Raw genomic sequence first — 25,911 nt, 5'->3', positions numbered from 1 at the left:
GTCGTACAGCGATAAAAAAAGCGATCTCCGGAAGTAGAGATCGCCTTTATATTAAATCATGAACATTTCATGTATTAAGCCTCGTTCAGGAAAGGATACCTGTAATCTACAGGAGGTACAAAAGTTTCCTTAATTGCACGGGCAGAGAGCCAACGGTAGAGGTTCAGCATAGAGCCGGCCTTATCGTTGGTACCGGAAGCGCGGGCGCCGCCAAATGGCTGCTGGCCTACAACTGCACCGGTTGGTTTGTCGTTGATATAGAAGTTACCTGCACAGTTAACCAGTTTTCTTGTTGCCAGTTCCACTGCATAGCGGTCCTGCGCAATGATAGAACCGGTGAGTGCGTACTCAGAGGTGCTGTCAACTACATCCATGATTTCTTCGAATTTCTCTGCATCGTACACGTGGATGGTCAGTACTGGTCCGAAGATTTCTTCGCACATGGTGATGTACTTAGGATCTGTTGTTTCGATAACAGTTGGTTCGATGAAGTAACCTTCTGTCTTATTGTAATTACCGCCAGCAATTACTTTTGCGGCAGGGTCTTGTTTAGCGTTGTCGATGTATTTGGCGATCTTATCAAAAGAGCGTTCGTCGATCACTGCGTTGATGAAGTTGCTGAAATCTTCTGTGGTACCCATTTTCATGGTTTTCAGATCAGCAATCAGTTTTGTTTTGATAGCATCAGCGATATTGCTTGGCAGGTAAGCGCGGGAAGCCGCAGAGCATTTCTGGCCCTGGTATTCGAATGCGCCGCGAGCGAGTGCAGTTGCTGCTACTTCAGGATTGGCAGATTTGTGGATCAGGACGAAGTCTTTACCACCGGTTTCACCCACGATACGCGGATAGGTCTTGTATTTGTGGATGTTCTGGCCGATTGTTTTCCACATGGTCTGGAATACGCCGGTAGAACCGGTGAAGTGTATACCAGCGAAGTGTGGGTTGGAGAAGCAGATATCACCGATGAGCGGACCGCTGGCATATACCAGGTTGATCACACCAGCAGGGAGGCCTGCTTCGATGAGCACCTGCATAAACATCTGTGCAGCGAACACCTGGGTATTGGCAGGTTTCCAAACTACTACGTTACCGCACATAGCAGCAGACGCAGGCAGGTTACCACCAATAGCGGTGAAGTTGAACGGTGTTACGGCCAGTACGAAACCTTCCAGGGGACGGTATTCCATTCTGTTGTGTACACCTGGAGAGCTCACCGGCTGCTGACGATAGATTTCGCTGAGGTAGTGAACGTTCCAGCGAAGGAAATCGATCAGTTCACAGGCGCTGTCAATTTCGGCCTGGTAAGCATTTTTACTTTGGCCGAGCATGGTAGCACCGTTCATGTGGTAGCGGTATTTTGTAGCGATCAGATCAGCAGCGCGGAGGAAGATTCCTGCACGTGCTTCCCAGTCCATGTTGGCCCATTTTTCACGGGCTTCCAGGGCTGCGTTGATAGCATCATTTATATGAGAAGCATCTCCTTCGTGGAAATGTCCCAGTTTGTGTTTGATCTCATGAGGAGGTCGCAGATCAACAGTTTTGCCGGTGCGGATTTCTTTTCCACCGATATACATTGGAATATCGGCAGTTTCGGCTTTAAACGCTGCCAGTTGTTTTTTCAGTGCAGCTCTTTCCGGAGATCCTGGAGCATAACTATAAACAGGCTCATTAGCTGGCGCTGCGTAGTCAAAGTATCCTGTATTCATCTGGTTAGATTTTGTTGTTTCGAATAAATAATAATGCGCTTGGCAGATTACGCTGCAAAGGTAGTTGTTGTAACCCGTTGAGGCTTATTAATTATTAGTGGATACTTATTAATTATTGTCCTCTTCTTTCTGCATCATCAGATAAGCCTTGATAAATCCGTTCAGTTCGCCATCCATTACTGGTCCTACGTTTCCAACTTCGAAGTCTGTACGGTGGTCTTTGATCATTTTGTACGGATGGAATACGTACGATCTGATCTGTGAGCCCCATTCGATTTTCCGTTTGTTGGCGTTGGCAGCATTTTTCAGCTCTTCACGTTTGCGGAGTTCCTCTTCATAGAGGCGTGATTTGAGCATGGTTAATGCTTTTTCACGGTTTTCTCCCTGTGTACGTGCCTGCTGACATTCGATGATGATTCCTGAAGGGATATGTTTCAGGCGTACTGCGGTTTCCACTTTGTTTACGTTCTGTCCGCCCTTACCACCGGAACGATAGAATTCCCATTCCAGGTCGGCAGGATTTACAGCAATCTCGATATTGTCATCCACTAACGGATATACATATACGGAGGCGAAAGAAGTGTGTCTGCGCGCATTTGAATCGAAAGGAGAAATACGTACCAGCCTGTGTACCCCACTTTCTGCTTTCAGGTGCCCATAAGCAAAGTCACCATCAAACTCCAGTGTTGCCGACTTAATACCTGCTCCATCACCGTATTGTGTGTCGATTTCAGAGACTTTCCATCCCTGTTTTTCACCATACATACGATACATACGCAGGAGCATTTCTGCCCAGTCCTGACTCTCAGTACCACCTGCGCCGGAGTTGATAGTAAGTACAGCAGGCATTTCATCTTCGGGCTGGTTTAAGGTAGACTTAAACTCCAGGTCTTCCAATGCTGCCTGTGCGGCCTTGTAGGCTTGTTCTACTTCCTCTTCTGTTGCTTCCCCTTCTCTGAAAAAGTCATTGAGCACCGCGCTGTCTTCTATGGCGGTGTGCACATTGTCATAAAGGTCAACCCAATATTTGTTTACCTTAATTTCTTTCAGGATGGAAGTCGCTCTGGCATTATCGTCCCAGAAACCCGGGGCCAGAGATAATTGTTTGTCGTTTTCTATTTTGGCTAATCGGTCAGGGACGTTAAAGAAAACCTCCCAGGACGTAAAGACGGTCCCTCATAGCTTTAAGTTGCTCTGCTGTCATAGGTCGCAAATGTATTGAAAAATGTACAATTCTGCTAATGTAATAGCAATTGATATATATGCTGCAATAATATTGCAACTTATAACATACTTTTTAGCATAATATTTGTGGAATTTATTGGCATTCAAGATCTTCATATATAAAAAAGCGGCTATTCATTATGCAAGCCCATGATGCCCTACATTACAAGAACAGGTCGGTGTTTAACAGTATTTCTTTCTTAATTATGGTTGCTGCAAACATTCTGGCGGTAGTATTACCTATTAACGGCCTGACCACAGCGGAAGTAGCAGATAACTATCCCAGTCTGTTTATACCGGCGAATTTTACCTTTATGATCTGGCCGGTCATCTATTTCTGCCTGGCAGCATTTACGATTTATCAGCAGGTACTGGCCTTTTCCGGGCGCCCTTTCGAGGAACTCAGCTCCTTCATGCGTAAAATGGACCACTGGTTTATTCTTTCCTGTATTGTAAATGCAGGCTGGCTGTTTGCCTGGCATTATGAGATCATCAGCCTTTCTTTAATACTTGTTGTCATTCAAACCAGCTGCCTGGTGATGATCCACCGCAACTTTGGTATCAGAAACAGGGACGCCAGCAGCAGCGAAAAGTTATTTATAGAATTACCGTTCAGTATTTACCTGGGCTGGATGGCCGTAGCGTTGCTGGGCAATGTAGGGTCGCTGCTGGCATATGAAGACTGGGCAGGCAGTCACCCGACACAAATACGGATCACTATTCTGCTGACAGGTATTGCCACCGCCATTACCATGCTGATGATATTGTACCGCAACAATATCATGTACGCACTTGTTACTGTGTGGGCGTTGTATGGAATCATTTCCAGGCGGCAGGCAGAAGGGCTACCAGATGAGTTTAGTATTATACATGCCTGTATCATGGGAATAGGGCTGATTGCTGTTACTATTTCATGGCATTTAATAAGGAAACAGAAATCATTCGCGTAAAGTATTAATTTTGGCGCGCATTAATATACACTACTATGTTCCCATCAATTAATCCGGTTGCTACCAAATCCTGGCAACAACTACAGAAACATGCTGAAGAAATGAAAAAAGTGCAGATGCGCACTTTGTTTGCTGTAGATAAAGAAAGGTTCAATCTTTTCTCTCTCCAGCTGGAAGATATTCTGTTTGATTATTCAAAGAACCTGATCACTGAAGAAACCCGCAGCATGCTGTTGTCGCTGGCCGAAGAATGTGGCGTTAAAGACGCTATCAAGGCTATGTTCAACGCTGAAAAAATAAATGCAACGGAAAACCGCGCCGTGCTGCATACTGCGCTGCGTAACTTCTCCGGCAAACCAGTAATGCTGGATGGCAGAGATGTGATGCCCGATGTGGAAGCGGTGCTGAACAAGATGGATCATATCTGTCGCCAGGTGCATTCAGGCGAATGGAAAGGTTATACCGGCAAGACTATACGCTATATCGTAAACATCGGTATCGGCGGCTCCGACCTGGGCCCGGTAATGGTTACAGAAGCACTGAAACCTTACTGGAAAGAAGGTATCCAGCCTTACTTCGTTTCTAACGTTGATGGTACACATATCGCAGAAACCCTCAAGCTCATCACTCCTGATGAAACCTTATTCCTGATTGCTTCAAAAACTTTCACCACACAGGAAACCATGACCAACGCCAACACTGCGCGCGACTGGTTCCTGGAACATGCGAAAGACGAATCATATATCGCAAAACATTTCGTTGCACTATCTACCAACGAAAAGGCTGTTACTGCATTCGGCATAGACCCTAAGAACATGTTTGAGTTCTGGGACTGGGTTGGTGGCCGCTACTCCCTGTGGTCCGCTATCGGTTTGTCTATCGCACTGACAGTTGGTTACAACAACTTCATCCAGCTATTGTCTGGTGCACATACTGTAGACAAACACTTTGCAACAGCACCCCTTGAAAATAACATCCCTGCTATCATGGCGCTCGTGGGACTCTGGTATGGCAACTTCTTTGATACCGCAACAGAAGCCATTCTGCCATACGATCAGTACATGCACCGTTTCGCTGCTTACTTCCAGCAGGGAAATATGGAAAGCAATGGCAAACATACCGATCGTACAGGCGTTGACGTTAAGTACGAAACAGGTCCTGTTGTTTGGGGTGAGCCAGGCACAAACGGCCAGCACGCTTTCTATCAGCTGATCCATCAGGGCACGAAAATTATTCCATGCGACTTCATCGCACCAGCAATCAGTCACAACCCGATTGGCGATCATCACGTAAAACTACTGTCTAACTTCTTCGCGCAAACCGAAGCACTGATGAACGGTAAAACCGAAGAAGAAGTACTGGCAGAACTGAAGAAAGCCAATACATCTGAAGAAGAAATCAAACGTGTATTACCATACAAGGTATTCACCGGCAGCCGCCCTACCAACTCCTTCCTGGTAAAACAGATTACACCATACACTCTTGGTTCACTGATCGCATTGTACGAGCATAAGATCTTTGTACAAGGTGTTATCTGGAATATCTACAGCTTTGACCAATGGGGTGTTGAACTGGGTAAACAGCTGGCCAGCAGGATCCTTCCTGAGCTTGAAAATGAAGAGCTGATCCTTAACCATGATGCCAGTACGAATGGTTTGATCAATGCTTATAAGAGCATGAGGAAATAATGCAGTTATAATAAATATTTCTTTCCCCGAAATCCTGTGAAGCCTTCGGTTTCACAGGATTTCGGGGATTGTTTTTCCCGGCCGCCGGCCCAGAAAAACAATCCCCGAAAACGAAGAAAAGCAATCCCCCGCAGGCAGTAAAATAAATGCCTTCGGCAGAGAAAGAAAATTCCCGGACGGCGGAGAATTAGCAGTCCCTGAAGGAAAAGTACGGGCAATAAAAAACCCCCGGAAAAATCCGGGGGTGTAATTTATTTTATGATAAAATAAGTTCAGATTACCATTTGTCTACATCATCGGCTGCATGTGAAGAAGGCGCAGAAGCCTCTACAGAAACTGTCTCGGCGGGAGCTGCTGAAACTTCAGCACCTTCGGCGTCGTCCTGGTCTTCCTGCACATAATCGTGGTTGTAGGCATCAAAATCAAAATCGGGCATCAACTCAGTTTTAACGTAGTTGATGGTTTCGGTCAGCGCGTTCAGGAACTTGTTAAAGTCTTCCTTGTACAGGAACACTTTATGCCTGTCATAACCGTTGTCATTAAAACGTTTCTTACTTTCTGTGATAGTAAGAAAATAATCGTTTCCCCGAGTGGTCTTAACATCAAAGAAGTACGTTCTTCTTTTGCCCGCTTTCAATCGTTTAGAAAAGATGCTATCATTGTTTCTTTCCTGTTGATTGTTGTTGTCGTACGCCACAGTTGATAGATTTAAGTGTTAACGAATCAAATCCTGTTTCAATAAGGAACAAATATACTATTGTTTTACAAATATCAAAATAATTTTAAATGATTTTGAAAATTCATAAAAGACAGCCGTCAATGACTGTTACAACGTATATACAAGACAGTGATTACGACTCACTTACAGGGTCCTCTTCGTTGGTCTGCTGACGTGTGTACAACTCCGCATAGTACCCATTCAATGATAATAATTCTTCATGTGTTCCTGATTCAGCGATGCGTCCTTCGTCCATCACAATAATCTTATCAAACTCAAACAGTGCAAATATGCGGTGGGTAATGATGATAGCAGTTTTATCCTTCAGATAGGCGTACAGGTTACCGATGATTTCCTTTTCTGTACGGGCATCTACGGCCGAAAGGCAGTCGTCAAATATCAGCAGGTGCGGGTCTTTTATCAGTGCCCGCGCAATAGAGATACGCTGTTTCTGTCCGCCACTTAATGTAACACCGCGCTCTCCTATCTCCGTTTCAAAGCCTTCCTTGAAACCAAGGATATCTTTTTCAACGGAAGCCTGACGGGCAGCGGTTTGCACCACGGTAATATCCGCTGCAGGATCTCCGAACCGGATATTATTGGCCACTGTGTCAGAGAACAAAAATACATCCTGCGGCACATAACTGATCTGGCCGCGCAGACCTTCCAGCGGCATTGTACGGATATCCGTATCCGTTAGTTTCACTTTCCCTTCCTGCGGATCGTACATACGTATCAGTAGCTGCGCAAGCGTGCTCTTACCGGAGCCAGTACGGCCTATCACCGCTACTTTCTGCCCAGGCCTGATATGCAGGTTAAAATCCTTTATGGCTGTTATGCCGGTATGCGGATACGTAAATGAAACGTTTTCAAATTTGATGTCACCGTCAATATCTTTTGCCACAGCGCCCGGTATATTCTTAATTTCCGGTTCTATTTTCAAAAATTCGTTTATGCGTTGCTGTGAGGCCGCAGCGCGCTGTATCATACTCGCTACCATCCCGATGGAAAAAAACGGGAACATCAGCATATTTACATATATCACAAACTCCGCCAGGTTACCCACGGTAATATTACCGGCAATCACCTGCATACCACCTACATAAATCGTGATAATAACGCTCAGGCCTATCATCAGCGCCATAGTAGGCTGAAACAAGGCATCCGTCTTTGCGAGACTGATTGAACTTTGCTTATAATCTTCGCTGGCCTGCTCAAAATGTTTTGTGCTGGCATCTTCCTGCACATAGGATTTTATAACGCGGATACCGGAATATGATTCCTGTGCAATAGAAGTTATACCTGAAAGCTGCGCCTGTATACGTTCACTTTTTTTATGAATGATACGGTTGACATAGTAGATGGTCAGTGCCAGGAAAGGCAGCGGCGACAAGGTATACAACGTCAGCATCGGATTCACCCTTATCATCAGCCAGATGACAATGATGATCAGGAACACTGTACGGGAAGCATACATAATGGCCGGTCCCACATACATACGCACCCTTGAAACGTCTTCCGTGATGCGGCTCATCAGGTCGCCCGTGCGGTGCATCTTGAAAAAGTTAAGGTCCAGTTTCTGGTAATGCTGATAGATTTCATTTTTAAGGCCGTATTCAATATGACGGCTCATGACAATCAGGGTTTGTCGTTGCAGGAAAAGAAAGAACCCGCTCAGCAGGGCAAAGATCAGAATACTGATGCCATAGAAGGCCAGCACCTGGCTAAAACTACCCCTGAAGGCGGATTTGAGTCCTGTATCTTCTAATAACCGGTATTCGTCCAGGTTGTGTGAAAGCAGGTCAAAGATCTGCCTTACCATGATGGGTTGGGTAACGCTAAAAATGATGGAGATGGCTGTAAACAGCAATCCCAGGATTAACCGCCATTTGTTCTGGAGAAAATATTTATTGAGTGCGCCTAAATGTTTCAAAAGCCTAACTATTTGACAACAAAAATAGGACTTTATAGGATTCGGGGAATCACTGATTTTACCAGTGGTAACAAACAGAAACGGGGCAGCATATCTGCCGCCCCGTCATTAGTTATATGGAATACCGCTATATTAAAGCAGATTTTTCAGTTCAGCTATGATTCTTGCCTGTGCATCCGCATCGGAAACATCTTCCTTCACGAATTGCTGGCCGGTGATGTTTTCGAACAGCTCGATATAACGATCACTTACCGTTTGCACAAACTCATCGGTCATTTCAGGAACCACCTGTCCTTCCTTACCCTGGAAACCATTTGCCATCAGCCATTCGCGTACAAACTCCTTAGACAGTTGTTTCTGCGGGTTGCCGGCTTTCTGGTTCTCTTCATATCCTTCAGCATAGAAGTAACGGGAAGAATCCGGGGTATGGATCTCATCGATTACGTAGATCTTGTCACCGATTTTACCGAATTCATATTTGGTATCTACCAGTATCAGCCCACGTGCTGCTGCCAGCTCCTTACCTTTCGCGAATAGCGCCAGGGTATATTTCTCCAGCTGCTCGTAATCTTCTTTGCTGATCAGTCCTTTTGCGAGGATTTCTTCACGGGAGATATCTTCGTCGTGGCCTTCATGTGCTTTGGTGGTAGGTGTAATGATAGGTGCAGGGAAGAAATCATTTTCTTTCAGTCCTTCCGGCATGGTAACGCCGCAGAGTACACGCTGACCGGTTTTGTAAGTCCTCCAGGCATGGCCGGTGAGGTTTCCGCGAACCACCATTTCCACAGGGAAGGTCTCACATTTCAGACCGATGGTAGTATTAGGCAGCGGAGTAGATTTTACCCAGTTAGGTACAATATCTTTTGTAGCTTCCAGCATGATGGCAGCCACCTGATTCAACACCTGACCTTTGTAGGGAATAGGGCGAGGTAATACCACATCAAATGCAGAGATACGGTCGCTAGCTACCATTACCATCAGTTTATCCTCAATGGTGTATACATCACGTACTTTCCCTTTATAGAAAGCTGTCTGACCAGGCAGGTTGAATTTTGACTCTAACATGAATAAAGAATTAATATATAATGAAGTTTTAAGCACTTTTCGCGCTGCAAAAGTAAATACGAAACACATGACTTGTTGCAACCCATGCGGATTTTTTCTTACAAATCTCCTGAAATCCCTGTGGCATAAGGCCTCAGCAAGCCTATAATGGTTTCATTTTCGGGGTATGGCGTCAGGTATTCCCTGATGGCCAGCTGATCTGCTACCAGATGTTCGGGGAAATAACCCATGCCATAGAATTTACCTTTTTCCATCAGGATACAGCTTTTTTCGCCTGGCTGTAGTCCTTTGTCAATAATGGTTACAGAAGGTTGCTGCTGTTGCAGGTAGTTGATGGCAGCCATCACACGGGCGTTATAAACGACAGGCTCTTCTTCTCTCCTGCAGGCCCCATGGCAGGTTTGCGCGGTAATGCCTGCGCAGGTGCCTTCATCTTTCTGCATAAAACAGAGTTTAGGGCACAACTCAAATTCACGGATAAGCGTCCGCAACATGCGATGGCCATCTACGAGGAGATTGAAACTATGTACAGGGTGACTGTGCTTACGTCGTTTTTCTATGGCCAGGCGCAGGTACCCGGACTGATCTTCGAAGAGATAGAACCCATAGCGGAACTCTATATGTTTCTGTGAGGTATTGAAAGGTGGCCACAGACGCTTTATCTCCACAGATTCCAGGATACAGGCCATCAGTTCCGTGGCAGTAGGCTGAAAGGTGATGCTATGGATGGTACGTAAAAAATTCTGACGCTGGCGGCCGGGATTATTACCTGTAAAGTGGCTGTTGACGCGTTTTTTCAGGTCTCTGGCCTTGCCCACGTACACTACTTTCCCTTTCTGGTCATGGAAATAATATACCCCAGGATCGGAAGGAAGTGCTTTCACCTGCTCTGGTGGCAGATTTGGAGGCAGGAACTGTTCTTTGGAGCCACCTTTGAGGACGGCTGCAATAGCGTTTGCAGTATCATGCTGCAACAGCAGGCCAAAGAGTTTCATGGTAGCTTCTGCATCGCCCGAAGCCCGGTGGCGGCCATTTATAGGTATCTGGAAATGCCGGCAGATATTGCCCAGACTATACGAAGGCAAACCCGGGAAGATCTTCCTACCTAACCTGACAGTACATAATTTCTTCGATTGCAGATCGAAACCGGCTTCCAGCAAATGATATTTTACGAAGGAATAATCAAAATTGACGTTGTGGGCAACGAAGATATTATCTTTCAGTAAACTGAAAATCATAGGCGCCACTGCGGAGAATGGCGGTGCTTCTGCCACCATCTCGTTGGAAATACCCGTGAGCGTGGTAATGTAATATGGGATCGGGATACCTGGGTTTACCAATGTTTCGTAATGCTGCACCAGCTCTCTCCCGTCATAAACATATATGGCGATTTCCGTAATTCCGTTTGCACTGGCATGACCGCCGGTGGTTTCTATATCAACAATTGCATACATCCGGCAGCAAAGATATTGCATTGAACCTAACCATACAAATACCTATATTGCAGCCACCATGGCCTGCTGACGGCGATTAATAACTGAAAGCCTCCACAGGGCAAGCATTACATAAAATATCCACAATACCATCAGGTGAATGATGGCCCCATGGTTATCGCTCAGGGTGGCCCCCGACTGCACAATAGAGACGTATAGCTTCATAAACGGTGTAGTTGGCAGCAGCGATGACAGGCCCTGCATAAACGGCGGCAGACTGTCGTACGGCCAGGCCAGGCCACTCAGCAGGAAGAACGGATAAGTAGAAAATACCATAAGTTGCGCAGTGAGCAGTTGCCCCTTAAAAAGGGTACCCAATAAGAAACCCATCGGTATCAGGGTGAGGATAAAAAGTATGAAAGCGATGGAAACATCGAACGGATGCCCGCGGAAAGGGATGTCGAAGGTGCGGTAGTTGACCGTCATGAAAAAGGCCGCATAGGCACAGTACAAGATGAAATAGAACAGGCCTTTCCCCCACAGGGCAGTAGACAGGCTGTTGCCAGCCAGGCCCAGCAACTGCGGAAAGTGTTTATGTTGCCTGTCCAGCGCCACACTTTCGGCGAGGCCTATCAGCAATGTTTGCTGAAGAATCAGTGCCAGGAGCCCTGGCAGCAGAAAGCCACCGTAGCTGCTACGTGTATTGTACAGGGGCCTGTAGTCCAGGTTTACGGGCATTGCCTCCCGCATGGCGATATCTGAATTATTACCTTTCTTTTCATTGTATTGGAGTCGCACCCCCGCCCCTACCGCCATCGCAATATTGGTAACAGCCATGGTTAGTTCACTGGAAGGCAGGAACCTGGCACCATTTACCGCCAGTACGATATCAGCCTGTTTCAGGGCCAGTATATTACTTTCCATTCCTTTGGGAATAAACAGGAAACCCTGCGTATTGCCCAGGTACATGCTCTTTTGCGCATCCTGCATATTGCGCATCCGGGTAATATCTGTTATCTGGAGATCCCCCACCTGGTTAATAAAGGTGCGTGACAAACTGGTATTATCTTCATCTACCACCCCCAGCTTCACTTTCTCTTCCACTTTATAGGCGTAGATACTGCCATAGAAAAAGGCATAGATCAGCGGGGCCAGCAGCAAGGTAAGCAGCAGACTATGATCTTTGGCGATCAATGTCAGTTCTCTCAGAAAAACCTTACCGATATTTTTAAACAAATCAGGCATGTTGCAGGGCTGTTTTAATCTTCCGCTGGTAAACAATAATTGCTACCGGGTAGGTTACCACAATAAAAATCATCAGGTGGCTGATCTCTGTATAACAATATTTCAATGGCAGTTCCATGAAATACACCTTGAAGAATGAGTCCAGGAAAGGCGTAAACGGCATCAGGTAAGCATAAAACTGGTCATACCAGGGCATGGCCCAGCGTGGAAAGGTGAACCCACTGAACACAAATGCCGGCGAAGTATAGAACAGTCCGAGGTCGCAGGCTACCATCACATCATCCACCACAGCACTCACCATCATGCCTACGCCGATACAGGCAATGGCCAGCAGTGTGTACATAACGAACAACGGGCCATTGGAGCCGATTTGTCCGCCGGTGAAGATGGGAAACATGATAAACAGCACCAGGATATAATTGATCCAGGCAACGGAAAGATGCGCCAGCGCCTTGCCTGATATCACCGCAGACGCTGATCCACCGGAGGTTTGCACCAGGTCATTGAAAGTACCGGTATTCACTTCGTAGTTCAGTGTCAGCACGGCCACCATGATGATAATCATCTGCAAAGCCACGGCTATCAGACCCGGCACCAGGTAGGCCTGGTAATCATAGCGGGGATTATACAACGTATAGCCGTGCATGTTAACCGGCAATACCAATGCCATGGCCCTGCTCTGCGGCATACCTTTTTTCACCAGCTTCTGGAGAATAACACCGGAAGACCCGGTAATAATCACCTGTGCGGCATCTTTATATATCAGCTTACTCGTAACCAGCGAGGCTGCATTGGCGTAAATGGTGACTGTCACCGGATGCCTGCTTTTGATATCATTATCCAGCGTAGCCGGAAAATGAACGGCAGCCTGGATCTTCCCTTCTTTCATGAGCTTCTCCAGCTCACCCTGGTTATTTATCTGGTGGGTAATATGTATAGATTCCGTTTCCTCCAGCATGAAGGTGAGCTGCCGCGACAATGGGGAATGCGCTTCGTCCCAGATGGCCACCGGCAAGTCTTTCGCGAATTTATTATTATAGATAAATGCATATACCAGACAGATAACCGCAGGCACAATCAGCAGTGCCACATAATGTATTGGCAATGTCAGTATGCGCTTCCATTCACGCAGAAATATGTTCCAGGTAGCGATCATGGCAGGTCCATGGAGGCAGTCATACCAGGGCGCAACCCGGCGATGGCCGACTCATTTACAGGTTTGAAATCAACGGTAAAAGTGCGCAGTTCAAAATCACCTTTGGCCTTTACAGGCACCCAGTTAGCGAAAGTGAGGGAAGGTGCTACTTTCTCCAGCTTTGCATCAAACTTTTCGGGCTTACAGCCGGGAACAGTCATTTGCACCACTGTTCCGGTTTTCAGCTTGTCCATCTGGTCTTGCCGGATATTAAAGCGTACGTGATAGGTACCAGGTTTCTGTATAGTAATTAACGGATAGCCGATAGAAACAATTTCTCCTTCTTCAATCACCATAGAGTTGATAATACCATCGCTGGGTGCGTGGATGTATGTTTTATCTGCCAGTGATTTTGTTAACTCGTAACCTTCCTTTGCCTGGCGCAGAATGGCTGCCGCGGCGGTAATCAGCTCCGGCCGGCTTCCCTGCTCCAGCATGTCCATATTCAGTTTTGCCGTCTCCATTTCTTTTTTGGAAGCCTGCAATTTGAAGTATACCAGGTCTTTTTCCTGTCCGGATATCACTTCGTCGCTGAAGAGGTTCTCCATGCGTTTGTAGGTTTTCTGCATCAACTCATATTGGTCCTGTGTTATTTTATAGAGATTATCAGCCGCTTTTATCACCTCTGGCCGGGCGCCTTTCTGCAGCAGTGTCAGCTGGCTCTGTGCTGCGTCTATGGCTGCCAGTGCCTGGTTTCTGATGGCGTTGATTTCGGTAGAACGCAGTACACCGAGGAGCTGTCCTCTGCTAACGGTATCTCCCTGTTTAACCAGCAGGCTATCGAGGCGGCCGGGGAATTCGGCGGCCACATCCACATAATCAGCATCTACCATACCTATCACGCTGTTATCGGGCTGTTCAGGCCTTTTCACAAAGAAGAACAATGCGATCAGGATGATCACAACAGGTACCAGCAAGGCCCAATAGTTCTTAAAGAAGTTACTCATTAGCTTACGTTTATTTCGTTCCGTCAATGTAAACAGCAAATTCCTCAGGGGTTCCGAGGACATTCCAGTACTCGGCCATAGCCAGGTAATAGCCCAGTACAGCGGTATAGTAGGTTTTCTCCATTTCTTCCTCCATCAGCAAAGCATCGTTGACATCCTTTACGGACGACAATTCATTTTGCATCCGGTCGGTGATCAGCGTGGTGGTTATCCGGGATTGCTGTCGGGCACTATCCAGACTGGCTACCGTATTACGTAGCGAAGCCATTTTATTTTTCGCAATAGCCAGTTTCAGCTCCAGGTTGGATTTAGTATTTTCTGCTGCCAGTTTAGCTTCTTCCACCAGCTGCTGACTGGCGCGGGTACGCTTTACGCGGGAGAATCCGTCGAAGATATTCCATTGCATTTCCACACCTACCAGCCATGGTGGTACCGTTACCGGCAGGTCTTTCTGGTAAAGGTTTACGTTACCGATCGCAAAAATATTGGGCATCGACAAAGACCTGGTGGCCTTCACAGCCACCTGCGCCTGCGATTCGGTATTTTGTACCAGGCGGTAAGTGGCGTTATTCTCCAGGTCCAATGTGGTATCTCTACCTATATTATAATCCGAATAACGGAGTGTATCCGTAATCGTTATAGGTGTACCCAGCGGCTGACCTAGTAATTTATTCAGTTCCAGCAGGGCGTTCTGTTTGTCCAGTTCAAGATTCGCATACCTGTTGATGGCCTGGGTGTACGACACGCGGGCCCAGTTGAGCAGGTATGGCGGAAGTATCTGGTTATCTTTCAGCGATGTGGCGTAGTCCCTGTTTTTACGGAAGGCGTCTACGATCACGGCTTCGTGTGCCATGATGGTGTTCAGGTACAGTATACGCAGGTATTGTGCGCTAATACCGAAACTTAGCTCTTTTTCTACCAGTTGCTGATTAAATTCACCTGCACGAACATTGGCTTTTGCCAGGTCCTGGGCAGCAGTGATCTTTCCACCCATATAAATCGGCTGGCGCAGAAAGAGTCCGGCGGTAAAGTAGGATTGTTTGGCCAGTTCGGGGTTATAGTCAGGATAGAATGCGTTGATAAGGGTTTTAGTGGCTGCAGCGATTTTGTCCTGGGCTGCCTGTGGCAGGTTCTGGCCGGTAATCTGGTGATAAACCTCGTTGGCAGTATTGGCGCTTTGTGCCGCAGAACCATTGACCACACCATCTTTTACCTGCTGCAGGTTTATTTTCAGCGGCTGACCGAGGTAATTGTAACCGGCCAGCAGGTCTACTTTAGGGTAGTAGGCCCGGTTATCAGCCTGAAGGGCATACTCTCTTGCTTTAAGGGAGTGTTGCGCCTGCTGAACGACCACATTACCCTGTTTCGCAATCCGGTAACAGTCCTTCAACGTCAGTTCTCCCCCGTTTTGCTGGGCAGAAACGCTAATTGTACAGATGAGTGGGAAGATGATGACCGGTATTTGTTTCATACGTATTTTTTTCAGAACAGCGGCGCCTGTTGGATAGACTCCCGACAGATAAACAATTATTTATGGATAATGTTTGTACTATTCGAAAAAACTTGAAGATTAAACAGATAAGTGTCAGACATGCATTATATTCCTTATCTTTAAAGAGATACATTTTGTGCATGATTAACTGTAAAAAGTCCATTTCCGGGCAATCGTTAAATGTTGACCTTTGACATATCAACGGATGAACAATAGCCTCCCGGGCTTGTTAAGCTAAAAGGCGCCTCCGTTAAAACGAAGTATCAAATTTCATTTATCATAAAACCATTATCACTCATGGCAAAAACAACCTGGGTTTCAGATGCAGATCACAGCGAACTTGGTTTCAGTATCAGACACCTGATGATCACCAATATCAGAGGTAAATTCAATTCATTTACGGTAGAGGCAGAAACCGAAGACGAAGATTTCATGACTGCCAAGGTGAATGTAGCGGTAGACGTGGACGGCATCAGTACCGGTAATGAACAACGCGACGGGCACCTGCGTTCGCCGGACTTCTTCGACGTAGATAAATACCGCTATATCAAGTTTGCGGCCACCAAATATGAGAATGTAGATAATGACGGTTCTTACAATCTCTATGGTGATCTGACCATCCGGGATGTAACCAAAAACATTAAGCTGGCCGTTGAATTCGGTGGCGTGGTAAAAGATCCGTGGGGCAATACCAAAGCGGGATTTACCATCACCGGAAAAATCAACCGTAAGGATTTCGGGCTGAACTGGAATGCGGTAACTGAAGCAGGCGGTGTAATGGTAAGTGATGAAGTAAAAATTCACTGTGAAGTACAGATGCTGAAGAAATCATAAATAACCGGTCCCGCCCAGCTGGCGGGACTTTTTTAATTAAAATCAGGAATTATGGGTAAGATAGAAGGAATACATCACGTAACGGCGATCTCAGGAAATGCGAAGAAGAACTATGATTTTTATACCCGGGTAATGGGGCTGAGGTTTGTTAAGAAAACCGTCAATTTTGACGATCCTAACACCTATCACTTCTATTATGGAGATGAAAAAGGCACACCTGGCACCATCCTGACCTTCTTCCCCTGGGAAGATATTATGACTGGCAGACGCGGTACGCATATGGCCACAGAAATAGGTTACAGCGTTCCCGAAGGCAGCCTGGATTTCTGGCTGAAAAGGCTGGACAAAGAAAATATCATCTACAACAAACCTTCCTCTAAATTCGGTGAGGTATACCTTACCTTCCTGGACAGAGATGGTTTAAAAATAGAATTGACCGTACCGGAAAAAAGTGACGACAGAACGCCGTGGGTAACACAAGAAATTAATGAAGATGTTGCCACCAGGGGGTTCCATCACGTTACCCTTACGCTGGAAGACATACAGCCTACTGCCGACCTGCTGGTGTCTGTATTCGATTACACGCTGGTAAAGAACCACACCAACCGTTACCGCTTCGCCGGCCCTAACGGCGAAAAAGGCGGCTATATTGATCTCGTGGAAGCCAAAGGCGAGCAACGCGGACACGTAGCCGGCGGCAGTGTACACCATGTTGCCTTTCGTGTAGCCGACGACGCGGCACAGCTGGAACTCAGGCAGATACTGGAAGACAGAGGCCTGCATGTCACTGCACAACTGGACAGAAAATATTTCAGGTCTGTATACTTCCGTGAACCGGGCGGTGTATTATTTGAGCTGGCCACCGACCAGCCAGGTTTTACCGTAGATGAACCCGTTCAGGAACTGGGCACCCACCTGATGTTACCGGAGCAATTTGAGGCGCAGCGCGCAGAAATAGAAAGCAGACTAATAAAGCTGGACTAATCATGGATTTCAAACCACTGGAATATATCTGGCAACCTGCCGATAACAGCAACGGGTATACGTTGCTGTTATTACACGGCACGGGGGGCGATGAAACAGATTTGCTGCCGCTGGGCGAACGTATCGGCAAGCAGTACAACCTGCTGGGATTACGTGGCAATGTGGAAGAACATGGTATGCCCCGCTTTTTCAGGCGATTATCAGCCGGTGTTTTTGACGAAGCTGACATCCATTTCAGAACACATGAGATGGTACATTTCTTAAAGGAGTTATCCCTGGAAAAAGGCTTTGACGCAGATAAGCTGATCGCTGTCGGGTATTCCAACGGTGCAAACATTGCAGGCGCCATACTGATGCTTTATCCCGAATTACTTGCCGGGGCTGCGTTGTTCAGGCCCATGCAGCCATTACATGGTATAGAAGACCCGTTTGAAACGGAGAAAGCCCAGCCGGTATTATTGAGTGCAGGCAGTCTTGATACCACAGTAGCAACCGCCGCCACCACAGCATATGCCTCCTTACTGGAAGCGAATGGTTTCCGGGTAAGTTTGCACCAGCTGGAAACAGGTCATAACCTCACCCAGCAGGATATTACACTGGCAGGAAAATGGCTGGCAGATTCATTTTAGAAAAGTATATAGATGCTGATAAGGAAGCAGCAGGAAATAAATTTTATGGAAGACAATATCGTAACAGTAACAATTGGCAACATCCCGTACCAGGCGTCTATTGAAGCAAGGTCACACCGCTGGCTGGCAGACGAGCCTGAAAACGTTGGTGGTGGCGATACCGGGCCGCAACCAGGAGAGCTCCTGCTCAGCAGTCTGGGTACCTGCACCGCCATTACCGTAAAAATGTATGCGGCGAGGAAAGGCTGGCCACTGGAAGATATAGAGGTACAGCTGAACTTCAACAAGGAGCTGAAGCCATCCCCCAACACCACTGTAATAGAGCTCAACATCAGCCTGAAAGGCAATCTGGATGAAGAGCAGCGGGCAAGGCTGTTGCAGATAGCCCACCAGTGCCCGGTACACAAGGTATTGCTGAATCCCATAGAGATTATTACCAAAGCGTATTAAAAGGAGGAAAAATATCATGAAAGACATCACCAAGAAATACACTAATGGCGAGGTAACCATTGTATGGAAGCCGAATGTTTGTGTCCATTCTGAAGTATGCTTCCACGGCCTTCCGGAAGTATTTAATCCCAACAACAAGCCCTGGATCAATGCAGAAGGCGCCCCTACACAACGTATGATAGACCAGGTGAAGAGATGTCCTTCCGGTGCACTTACCTACTTCCTCAACGCCGATGCGGCAGCAGAAGGAGGCATAGCCCCTGAGATTACGGCAGAAAGCATAGTGGAACCGTTACCCAACGGACCGCTGCTGGTATACGGCAATATTGTCGTGAAAGATGCAGCAGGCAATGAAACGCATAAGAATAAAGTCACTGCATTCTGCCGCTGTGGCGCTTCCAGTAACAAACCTTACTGTGATGGCACCCATGCTAAAATTCAATTTACCGATAAACCCAACAGCTAACTTTTTATATATGGAATTAACGATAACAAAAAACGAAGAAAAACATCGTTTCGAAACAACCGTAGAAGGACATACCGGCTTCATTCAATATGTGGAAACGCCTGGTGTCATTGCATATGTTCATACCGAGGTACCTCCTGAACTGGAAGGACGCGGCATTGCCGCTCAACTGGCAAAATACGTACTGGATTATGCCCGTGAACATAAGCTGAGAGTAAAACCATTATGTCCTTACGTGCATGCCTATATGAAACGTCATCCGGAGTATAATGATCTGTTGCATGCGCAGCAATAATTTATTTATACAATGATTTTTATTTGTTCAGAATGCAGAAGCAACTACGCGATCTCTACTTAGTAGAGATCGCGTAGTTGCTTCTCTCTACATGTAGAGACGCGGTCAGCTTTCAGCAGAAAACGTCCCCACGGTGGGGTAATGAGCTTTCGCCTGATAAATTACCAGCATTATGCCATAGGAATTCATTAATTTAAAAGAAAAAAAATGAGTTTCCTTTATCAACCATGGTATTGGCTGCCCGCGGGATTCCTGATAGGGCTAACCGTCCCGCTCCTGCTGTTGCTGGGCAATAAGCCGTTCGGTATCTCCTCTTCCCTGCGTCATATATGTGCTGCCTGCTTTCCCGCAGGCATTTCTTTTTTCAGGTACGACTGGAAACAGCAGGCCTGGAATCTTTTCTTTGTGGCAGGCATAGCCATCGGCGGATACATTGGCGGTGTATTACTGAAAGATCCGCATCCGGTAGAAGTAGCAGCTGCCACCCAGCAACGGCTCGCCGGCTATGGCCTGCACGACTACTCCTCGCTCCTTCCTGCAGAGCTATTTAACTGGAATAACCTGTTTACGCTCAAAGGACTTATATTCTTTGTCATCGGGGGTTTGCTGGTGGGTTTTGGTACCCGCTATGCCGGTGGTTGCACCTCCGGCCATTCCATCATGGGTATTTCTAACCTGCAGTGGCCTTCCATGGTAGCGACCATGTGTTTCATGGCTGGCGGGTTCTTTTGTGCCAATGTTATTCTTCCCTGGATCTTCTCACATATCATCTGACTACAATGAAAAATATTAAATACCTGCTTGCCGGCATTTATTTCGGGATCGTACTTGTAAAATCACAGGTGATCAGCTGGTTTCGCATACAGGAAATGTTTCAGCTCACTTCCTTTCATATGTACGGCGTCATCGGCACCGCCATTGTTACCGGCATTATTTCCATACAACTTATCAAACGTTTTAACATCAAGACTTTCAGTGGAGAACCAATTGAGATAGCGCCCAAACAATTCGATAAGGGGCAGATCTTCGGCGGACTGATCTTCGGACTGGGATGGGCCATAACAGGAGCTTGTCCGGGGCCATTGTTTGCGCAGATCGGGAGTGGATTCACGGTTGTGCTAATTACCTTACTGAGTGCCATTGCCGGCACCTGGTTATACGGCCTGCTGGAAAAGAAACTACCTCATTAAAACAGGAATCCCCGTCTCTACTGAGTAGAGATGGGGATTCGCCATTCAGGATATGGCATGCAGTTCCATCCTGAACAAACAGGGTCTTATAGGATAATTAATTACGTATATTCATCTGCGTTAGGCAGCATTATTTTAATGCATCTTTGATCGCTCTGGCAGAATCCTGGTGTACTTTCAATGTAATCAATGTAGTTGCAGCAAATGCTTTAATATCAGCATTGGTAAGACTTTGCGAAGCATCTTCAAATGCTTTCACATCCATATTATGATCATCTACCATCATCTTCATATATTCTTTATCGAAGTCTTTACCAGATTTCTTTGCCAGTTCATCCAGGTGTTTCTGTTCATCCGGATTGATGGCTGCAGGCAAGGTGATATTCAGTGTTGCAGCTAATGCTTTCAGTGCGTCATCAATTCTGCTATGATCATTTACCATCATGGTACCGAAAGCTTTCACCCGCGGATTAGTCGCCTTTTCCTGGGCCAGTTTACCCATAGCTACTTCCGACATACCTCCATTAGCAGCTTCCACAGCAAACTTAGACGACTGGTCATCAACGGGCTTTACGGCCTCATTGATCTGCTGGGCACTATCTGTTTCTGCCTTATTCGAATTACTACCGCCACATGATTGTAGAATACCCGTTAGCAGACACGCTGCTATTGCAATAAATACGTTCTTTTTCATAGCCTGGTAATTTTTGTTCAGTTTATTAACAACTATTCACGAATAATGACAGTCAAAAAAGATACCCTAACGCAGATCATCTCTCAAACCCTTTACTACAGCCAATTTGATTAATCAAAAACACACACAGGCATATGTTGCCTTACGTAGAATATAGTCTACGTAACGCGTATAAAAAAAGGATGTGACAACAATAAGTGTCACATCCTTTTTTATATTATTTCAGAGAGATCAGTGTTTTTGTCCGGCATACTGGTAGATGAGTACAGCGATAAGAATGATCGAAATGATTAGCCCGATAATCTTCCATACGCTGTATGGACGATCGCCGGTAACTTCGCCGGTGCAGGCATTTACAACGAAATGATACACTTTATCATTGTACTTGTAGGCGCTGATCCAAACGGGCAGCAGCAGGTACTTAATGGCCAGGTTGTTGTAAACAACGCGATAGTCGTCAATAATCTGTTCATCACCGCCGATGTCGGAGCGGATATCGTCCCGGATGATAGGGTCCATGCGATCTTTAGCGATGCGCAGGCCGTTTTCGGCATTAGTCTGGTAGATTTCTGCCCTGAACCCGCTCAGGTAGCGGCCGTCATAATCTTTCAGCAGTTCCAGTTTCCAGGGCTCCAGGATCACCGCCATTTTTTGTGGCAGTGAAGGACTGGCAGAAACGAGTACATCACGGAAGTTATTGTCTACGCGACCGGAGGCGTGATACCATGCAGTATGACGCACCTGTCTGGTACGTGTTTCTTCGCGGCCATTCACCGTTTCTGTGTAGGTTTCGGTGGTATAATAGTATTCACCACGCTGGCCTGAATAAGCGGTATCAGTATCGGTATCGTAGCTCCAGTGCGGTATATACACACCTTTTAGTTGCTGACTGGAACCATCTTTTACTTTTTTTACCAGGTCTGAAGGGGCAAACCAGAGTTTGCTCATCCAGTTTCGGAAATACTGCAGGGCTTCACCGTCTTTCACAATAAATGGCAGCACATAGTGTGGCTGCAACATACTTGTTGTTTGCGCATGGTCTATCACCAGTGGTGAGGCACAAAACGGACAGGAATCTGCGGTAACATTGGGAAGTAAGGTAGTAGAAGCACCACAGTTGACACATTTCACGACAACCGCTTCGGTGGTGGCGCTGGTATGTGCGGCTTCCGCTGCCAGAAAGTCCTGGTAATCATAAGACCGGATTTCGACAGGAGCGGCATCATCAGCAGTGATTTTATTAACGGTACCACAATAATCACATTTCAGTGTATCGGTGCCAGGAGCGTAATGGAGTACCGCGCCGCAGTTCTGGCATTTAAGCGAGTTGACCGTCTCGCTGGTTTTTTCCTCAAAAGACATAGGGAAAATTATAAAATGAATGGGCCGTTACCGGGGGTAACGGCCTTATAACTTATGGTAATGGTGGAGGTACGGTAGCCAGTACCGGTGCCAGTTCAGGAACAGTGCCTGCAGCTGCCCATGCGGCCATGCCAGCCTTCCATACGAGCGTATTGGCATTGAAGTTACCAGCTGTTGCCAGCTGACGGAGTTGGTCCAGTTCAAAAGGGCCGGCCTGTTTACCCTCAATAGCTACGTGAAAAGCTACAGCAGCGGGTAATGGCGGAGGTACTGCGCCGGCAGCCGGTGCTGCCTGGGTACCACTGGCACCTGTTTGCGGGTTGAACTGGTTAGGTTGGAATACGTTACCTACCTGGCCCATCATCGCGGCGCCCATGCCCAGTCCGAGGCCTGCACCTGCCAGTCCGCCGCTGCCTGGGTTTTCAGCAGATTTTTCCATGGCATTGGCAGCCTGGAATTGTGCATATGCACCCAGGTTACCAACAATACCCATGCTGCTGCGTTTGTCCAGTGCTGCTTCCACTTCTGGTGGCAGGGAAATATTTTCGATCAGGAATTTAGTCAGTTCAAGACCTAACTCATTAAACTCCGGACGGATTTTTTCTGTGATAATGTTAGATACCTCATCATACTTAGCGGCGAGGTCCAGCACCGGAATATGCTGCTCTGCGATGGCATCCATACCGCGGGAAACGGCCAGGTTACGCAGTTGTTCGTTGATACCATCAACGGTAAATTCCGGGTTGGTGGCGGCTACTTCTTTCAGAAATACATCGGCAGCCTTTATTTTAAATGCATAGCTACCGAAGGCACGGATACGTAAAGGTCCGAATTCTGCATCACGCAGCATGACAGGATTTTTGGTACCCCATTTCTGATTGGTAAACTGACGCAGGCTCACGAAGAAAACGTCCGCTTTATATGGGCTGTTGAAGCCATATTTCCATCCCTGTAAGGTGGCAAGGATAGGAAGGTTTTGAGTAGTAAGTACATATCTTCCGGCCGGGAAAATATCTGCAATCTTACCTTCGTTCATGAACACAGCTACCTGGGACTCACGTACAGTAAGTTGCGCGCCTTGTTTGATCTCGTTTTGGTAACGGGGAAATTTCCAAACAATGGTATCTGAAGTGGTGTCTGTCCACTCAATAATATCTATAAATTCATTCCTTAGTTTATCAAATAATCCCATGATCAGGTTTTTAAAATACTAGCTAAATGTCTGCCAAATTTATAGAATTATTTATTTGAAACCGTTTAAATGATATGTTATAATTTAAGCAATTTAGCATTGATGGCGACTATGACGGTACTAACGGTCATCAGAATGGCACCTACCGCCGGGCTGAGTATCACGCCCCAGGGCGCCAGGACACCTGCTGCCAGCGGCATAGTTATCAGGTTATAGCCGGTAGCCCATACCAGGTTCTGTATCATTTTGCGATAAGTAGCTTTTCCAAAACGTACAAGACTCACAATATCAGCGGGATTGCTGTTTACCAGCACAATGCCTGCCGTTTCAGCAGCGATATCAGAACCAGAACCAACTGCAATACCTACATCTGCCTGCGCCAGTGCAGGTGCGTCGTTGATGCCATCACCCGTCATAGCGACATAGCGGCCTTCACTTTGTAATTGCTTAATAGCATCCAGTTTCTGATGCGGTAAAACTTCAGCAATCACCTTATCAATTTTCAGCTGCACACCTACTGCATCCGCCACTTTGCGGTTATCCCCTGTCAGTAAAACCGTCGTTATTTTTTCCGCTTTCAACTGCTGTACCGCCGCTGCTGATTCCGGGCGGATTTCATCTGCCAGTATCAAATAGCCGGCTGGCTGGTTATTGATGATAACATAAGATATAGTACCGGTATCATCTGATTTCACCTCCGGCAGTTTATAATTTTCACGGGCATAAGCGGGAGACGCCACTAATATTGTATCCGCTCCTACCCTTGCCTGAATGCCTTTTCCGGCGAGCGCCTGCACATCTGTTGCAGCAGGAACTTCCAGTTTCAGTTCCTGTGCCTTTGCAATTATACCGGTGGCTATCGGGTGTTCTGACTGCTGTTCTGCAGCTGCCGCCAATACCAGTAGCTGCTCCTTGCTACGGTCAGGCATAAACGATTCCATCTGTGTTACTTCGAATTTGCCAACAGTAAGCGTACCGGTTTTATCGAATACCAGTGTATCTATTTTGCGGGCATTTTCAAAAGCGGTCCTGTTCTTTATCAGCAATCCATGTTTTGCCGCGATGGTGGTAGAACGCGCCACCACCAATGGTATAGCCAGTCCGAGTGCATGTGGGCAGCAGATAACGATTACCGTAACCATACGTTCCATGGCAAAAGACAAGCTGCTACCTGTCAGCCACCATACAAAGAAAGTGATAAGCCCTGCGGCAATGGCCAGTATTGTCAGGCATCTGGCAGCTTTATCCGCCAGCAGCTGTGTACCTGATTTAGCCTGCTGTGCATCATTCACCAGTTTGATTACCTGCGAGAGATAGGAGTCGGCACTGCTATGTGTAACTGTTACCTGTAAAGCACCGTGGCCGTTGATAGATCCGGCGATCACCTTGTCGCCGGCTTTCTTTTCTACGGGCCTTGATTCGCCGGTAAGCATGGCTTCATTGATATAACTGCTCCCCTCTTTAATGGTGCCATCTGCGGCAATTTTTTCACCCGGCTTGATGATAATAACATTGCCAGGTTGCAGGCTATCTGTTTTAACATCGCGCTGGTTACCATTTTCCAGGAGGTGCGCCTCTGCAGGCATCAGTTTTACCAGTAACTCCAGCTCTCTGCCGGCACCAGCCACCGCACTCATTTCTATCCAGTGGCCCAGCAGCATGATCAATATCAGGGTGGCCAGTTCCCAGAAGAAATCCATTCCTTTCAAACCAAATAAGGTGGCCACGCTGTATACAAATGCCACCGTGATAGCAAAGCCTATCAGCGTCATCATGCCAGGATTCTTTGCCTTTATTTCCTGCACCAGCCCTGAAAGGAACGGCCATCCGCCGTAAAAGTAGATGATCGTGGAGAGTCCGAACAAAACATATTTATCTCCCGGAAAACCAACATGTATCCCCATCCACTGCTGGATCATTTTTGACAGCAGCATGACAGGTAAGGTGAGCACCAGCACTACATAAAACCGTTTCCTGAAATCATTGATCATGGCCGAATGATCATGTCCGGCATGGCCACCATGGTTCATTCCGTTGTGATGATCGTGATCATGCATTTCCATATGTTTGTGATCATGGTGTTCATGTTGGTCATGACTATCGGCAGGCATTTTATGCTGATGACCATTATGTGCTGGTTCCATATTATGTTCATGCGTATGCTCCATATTATCCGCTTTTTCTAGTAATACAACCCGGTTTCCCTAATTGTTGCGCAT

At 46.7% G+C, this 25,911-nt stretch carries 24 protein-coding genes; 10 read left to right on the top strand and 14 right to left on the bottom strand.

The annotated features are described in order from the left end of the window. Positions 1–74: 74 nt before the first annotated feature. Positions 75–1,706 carry an L-glutamate gamma-semialdehyde dehydrogenase gene (gene pruA / locus F3J22_RS21675; protein ID WP_167020023.1) on the bottom strand — a complete coding sequence of 544 codons (1,632 nt, stop codon included), beginning with the start codon at positions 1,704–1,706 and terminating at the stop codon, positions 75–77. Positions 1,707–1,814: 108 nt separating this feature from the next. Then, positions 1,815–2,910 (bottom strand): peptide chain release factor 2 gene (gene prfB, locus F3J22_RS21670; RefSeq protein ID WP_167020022.1). Its coding sequence is split into 2 segments (ribosomal slippage): positions 1,815–2,849 and positions 2,851–2,910, totalling 1,095 coding nucleotides; the frame shifts between segments, so codons are not numbered across the junction. 226 nt (positions 2,911–3,136) lie between these two features. On the opposite strand from prfB, the gene F3J22_RS21665 reads away from it, so the two are divergent. Next, positions 3,137–3,880, top strand: a complete 744-nt coding sequence (locus F3J22_RS21665; RefSeq protein WP_167020021.1) for a hypothetical protein — start codon at positions 3,137–3,139, stop codon at positions 3,878–3,880. Positions 3,881–3,915: 35 nt separating this feature from the next. Next, positions 3,916–5,568, top strand: coding sequence for a glucose-6-phosphate isomerase (gene pgi, locus F3J22_RS21660; RefSeq protein ID WP_167020020.1), 1,653 nt, complete (start codon positions 3,916–3,918; stop codon positions 5,566–5,568). A 277-nt stretch (positions 5,569–5,845) separates the two neighbouring features. Here pgi and F3J22_RS21655 read toward each other — a convergent pair whose 3' ends face one another. From F3J22_RS21655 to F3J22_RS21620, 8 genes are all read right to left on the bottom strand, one after another. Then, entirely contained in the window at positions 5,846–6,265 is a 420-nt protein-coding gene (locus F3J22_RS21655; protein WP_167020019.1) for a DUF3276 family protein, read from the bottom strand. Between the two features lie 154 nt (positions 6,266–6,419). Continuing rightward, positions 6,420–8,219, bottom strand: coding sequence for an ABC transporter ATP-binding protein (locus tag F3J22_RS21650; protein WP_167020018.1), 1,800 nt, complete (start codon positions 8,217–8,219; stop codon positions 6,420–6,422). 132 nt (positions 8,220–8,351) lie between these two features. After that, on the bottom strand, positions 8,352–9,284 hold the full coding sequence (locus F3J22_RS21645; protein ID WP_167020017.1) for a phosphoribosylaminoimidazolesuccinocarboxamide synthase: 933 nt from the start codon (positions 9,282–9,284) through the stop codon (positions 8,352–8,354). Between the two features lie 98 nt (positions 9,285–9,382). Further along, positions 9,383–10,738: an exonuclease domain-containing protein gene (locus F3J22_RS21640; protein WP_167020016.1), complete on the bottom strand. Its 1,356-nt coding sequence runs from the start codon at positions 10,736–10,738 to the stop codon at positions 9,383–9,385. A gap of 42 nt (positions 10,739–10,780) precedes the next feature. Continuing rightward, positions 10,781–11,962: an ABC transporter permease gene (locus F3J22_RS21635; protein ID WP_167020015.1), complete on the bottom strand. Its 1,182-nt coding sequence runs from the start codon at positions 11,960–11,962 to the stop codon at positions 10,781–10,783. Next, positions 11,955–13,118 carry an ABC transporter permease gene (locus F3J22_RS21630; RefSeq protein WP_167020014.1) on the bottom strand — a complete coding sequence of 388 codons (1,164 nt, stop codon included), beginning with the start codon at positions 13,116–13,118 and terminating at the stop codon, positions 11,955–11,957. The genes F3J22_RS21635 and F3J22_RS21630 overlap by 8 nt, the downstream gene beginning before the upstream one ends. Further along, a complete protein-coding gene (locus F3J22_RS21625; protein WP_167020013.1) occupies positions 13,115–14,104 on the bottom strand; it encodes an HlyD family secretion protein in 990 nt (329 codons plus the stop codon). The genes F3J22_RS21630 and F3J22_RS21625 overlap by 4 nt, the downstream gene beginning before the upstream one ends. A 10-nt stretch (positions 14,105–14,114) precedes the next feature. Further along, entirely contained in the window at positions 14,115–15,575 is a 1,461-nt protein-coding gene (locus F3J22_RS21620; protein ID WP_167020012.1) for a TolC family protein, read from the bottom strand. 318 nt (positions 15,576–15,893) lie between these two features. Here F3J22_RS21620 and F3J22_RS21615 point away from each other — a divergent pair, with 318 nt between their 5' ends. The 8 genes from F3J22_RS21615 to F3J22_RS21580 all read left to right on the top strand — a co-directional run bounded on the left by F3J22_RS21615 (position 15,894) and on the right by F3J22_RS21580 (position 20,444). Further along, entirely contained in the window at positions 15,894–16,430 is a 537-nt protein-coding gene (locus F3J22_RS21615; protein WP_167020011.1) for a YceI family protein, read from the top strand. Positions 16,431–16,481: 51 nt separating this feature from the next. Further along, positions 16,482–17,414, top strand: coding sequence for a ring-cleaving dioxygenase (locus tag F3J22_RS21610; RefSeq protein WP_205195500.1), 933 nt, complete (start codon positions 16,482–16,484; stop codon positions 17,412–17,414). 2 nt (positions 17,415–17,416) lie between these two features. Further along, positions 17,417–18,043, top strand: coding sequence for an alpha/beta hydrolase (locus tag F3J22_RS21605; protein WP_167020010.1), 627 nt, complete (start codon positions 17,417–17,419; stop codon positions 18,041–18,043). A 45-nt stretch (positions 18,044–18,088) separates the two neighbouring features. Then, a complete protein-coding gene (locus F3J22_RS21600) occupies positions 18,089–18,493 on the top strand; it encodes an OsmC family protein (protein WP_167020009.1) in 405 nt (134 codons plus the stop codon). 16 nt (positions 18,494–18,509) lie between these two features. Then, complete coding sequence (locus tag F3J22_RS21595; protein ID WP_167020008.1) at positions 18,510–18,959, top strand: (4Fe-4S)-binding protein; 450 nt, start codon at positions 18,510–18,512, stop codon at positions 18,957–18,959. A 10-nt stretch (positions 18,960–18,969) separates the two neighbouring features. Further along, positions 18,970–19,254 (top strand): GNAT family N-acetyltransferase, encoded by a 285-nt coding sequence (locus F3J22_RS21590; protein WP_167020007.1) that lies wholly within the window; start codon positions 18,970–18,972, stop codon positions 19,252–19,254. A gap of 207 nt (positions 19,255–19,461) precedes the next feature. Then, positions 19,462–20,028 carry a YeeE/YedE family protein gene (locus F3J22_RS21585; protein ID WP_167020006.1) on the top strand — a complete coding sequence of 189 codons (567 nt, stop codon included), beginning with the start codon at positions 19,462–19,464 and terminating at the stop codon, positions 20,026–20,028. A 5-nt stretch (positions 20,029–20,033) separates the two neighbouring features. Beyond that, positions 20,034–20,444: a DUF6691 family protein gene (locus F3J22_RS21580; protein ID WP_167020005.1), complete on the top strand. Its 411-nt coding sequence runs from the start codon at positions 20,034–20,036 to the stop codon at positions 20,442–20,444. Between the two features lie 130 nt (positions 20,445–20,574). Here F3J22_RS21580 and F3J22_RS21575 read toward each other — a convergent pair whose 3' ends face one another. The 4 genes from F3J22_RS21575 to F3J22_RS21560 form a co-directional block, all read right to left on the bottom strand. Continuing rightward, entirely contained in the window at positions 20,575–21,138 is a 564-nt protein-coding gene (locus tag F3J22_RS21575) for a DUF4142 domain-containing protein (protein ID WP_167020004.1), read from the bottom strand. Between the two features lie 231 nt (positions 21,139–21,369). Continuing rightward, the gene (locus F3J22_RS21570) at positions 21,370–22,500 is read right to left on the bottom strand and encodes a hypothetical protein (RefSeq protein ID WP_167020003.1); all 1,131 of its coding nucleotides are present in this window, start codon (positions 22,498–22,500) and stop codon (positions 21,370–21,372) included. A 52-nt stretch (positions 22,501–22,552) separates the two neighbouring features. Beyond that, complete coding sequence (locus tag F3J22_RS21565) at positions 22,553–23,692, bottom strand: SPFH domain-containing protein (RefSeq protein ID WP_167020002.1); 1,140 nt, start codon at positions 23,690–23,692, stop codon at positions 22,553–22,555. A gap of 77 nt (positions 23,693–23,769) precedes the next feature. Then, entirely contained in the window at positions 23,770–25,860 is a 2,091-nt protein-coding gene (locus F3J22_RS21560; protein ID WP_167020001.1) for a copper-translocating P-type ATPase, read from the bottom strand. Positions 25,861–25,911 lie beyond the last annotated feature (51 nt).

Origin of the sequence: Chitinophaga sp. Cy-1792 (assembly GCF_011752935.1) — a bacterium.
Lineage (GTDB): Bacteria > Bacteroidota > Bacteroidia > Chitinophagales > Chitinophagaceae > Chitinophaga.
This window is presented reverse-complemented; position numbering and strand designations above follow the sequence as displayed.

What these genes read in the sequence shown, in the direction of transcription:
- F3J22_RS21560 (WP_167020001.1), bottom strand. Translation starts at nt 25,860, where the DNA reads ATGGAGCATACGCATGAACATAATATGGAACCAGCACATAATGGTCAT.
- F3J22_RS21575 (WP_167020004.1), bottom strand. Translation starts at nt 21,138, where the DNA reads ATGAAAAAGAACGTATTTATTGCAATAGCAGCGTGTCTGCTAACGGGT.
- F3J22_RS21630 (WP_167020014.1), bottom strand. Translation starts at nt 13,118, where the DNA reads ATGATCGCTACCTGGAACATATTTCTGCGTGAATGGAAGCGCATACTG.
- F3J22_RS21615 (WP_167020011.1), top strand. Translation starts at nt 15,894, where the DNA reads ATGGCAAAAACAACCTGGGTTTCAGATGCAGATCACAGCGAACTTGGT.
- F3J22_RS21570 (WP_167020003.1), bottom strand. Translation starts at nt 22,500, where the DNA reads ATGTCTTTTGAGGAAAAAACCAGCGAGACGGTCAACTCGCTTAAATGC.
- F3J22_RS21580 (WP_167020005.1), top strand. Translation starts at nt 20,034, where the DNA reads ATGAAAAATATTAAATACCTGCTTGCCGGCATTTATTTCGGGATCGTA.
- F3J22_RS21585 (WP_167020006.1), top strand. Translation starts at nt 19,462, where the DNA reads ATGAGTTTCCTTTATCAACCATGGTATTGGCTGCCCGCGGGATTCCTG.
- F3J22_RS21595 (WP_167020008.1), top strand. Translation starts at nt 18,510, where the DNA reads ATGAAAGACATCACCAAGAAATACACTAATGGCGAGGTAACCATTGTA.
- F3J22_RS21610 (WP_205195500.1), top strand. Translation starts at nt 16,482, where the DNA reads ATGGGTAAGATAGAAGGAATACATCACGTAACGGCGATCTCAGGAAAT.
- F3J22_RS21620 (WP_167020012.1), bottom strand. Translation starts at nt 15,575, where the DNA reads ATGAAACAAATACCGGTCATCATCTTCCCACTCATCTGTACAATTAGC.
- pgi (WP_167020020.1), top strand. Translation starts at nt 3,916, where the DNA reads ATGTTCCCATCAATTAATCCGGTTGCTACCAAATCCTGGCAACAACTA.
- pruA (WP_167020023.1), bottom strand. Translation starts at nt 1,706, where the DNA reads ATGAATACAGGATACTTTGACTACGCAGCGCCAGCTAATGAGCCTGTT.
- F3J22_RS21565 (WP_167020002.1), bottom strand. Translation starts at nt 23,692, where the DNA reads ATGGGATTATTTGATAAACTAAGGAATGAATTTATAGATATTATTGAG.
- F3J22_RS21625 (WP_167020013.1), bottom strand. Translation starts at nt 14,104, where the DNA reads ATGAGTAACTTCTTTAAGAACTATTGGGCCTTGCTGGTACCTGTTGTG.
- F3J22_RS21605 (WP_167020010.1), top strand. Translation starts at nt 17,417, where the DNA reads ATGGATTTCAAACCACTGGAATATATCTGGCAACCTGCCGATAACAGC.
- F3J22_RS21600 (WP_167020009.1), top strand. Translation starts at nt 18,089, where the DNA reads ATGGAAGACAATATCGTAACAGTAACAATTGGCAACATCCCGTACCAG.
- F3J22_RS21640 (WP_167020016.1), bottom strand. Translation starts at nt 10,738, where the DNA reads ATGTATGCAATTGTTGATATAGAAACCACCGGCGGTCATGCCAGTGCA.
- F3J22_RS21645 (WP_167020017.1), bottom strand. Translation starts at nt 9,284, where the DNA reads ATGTTAGAGTCAAAATTCAACCTGCCTGGTCAGACAGCTTTCTATAAA.
- F3J22_RS21635 (WP_167020015.1), bottom strand. Translation starts at nt 11,962, where the DNA reads ATGCCTGATTTGTTTAAAAATATCGGTAAGGTTTTTCTGAGAGAACTG.
- F3J22_RS21590 (WP_167020007.1), top strand. Translation starts at nt 18,970, where the DNA reads ATGGAATTAACGATAACAAAAAACGAAGAAAAACATCGTTTCGAAACA.
- F3J22_RS21665 (WP_167020021.1), top strand. Translation starts at nt 3,137, where the DNA reads ATGGTTGCTGCAAACATTCTGGCGGTAGTATTACCTATTAACGGCCTG.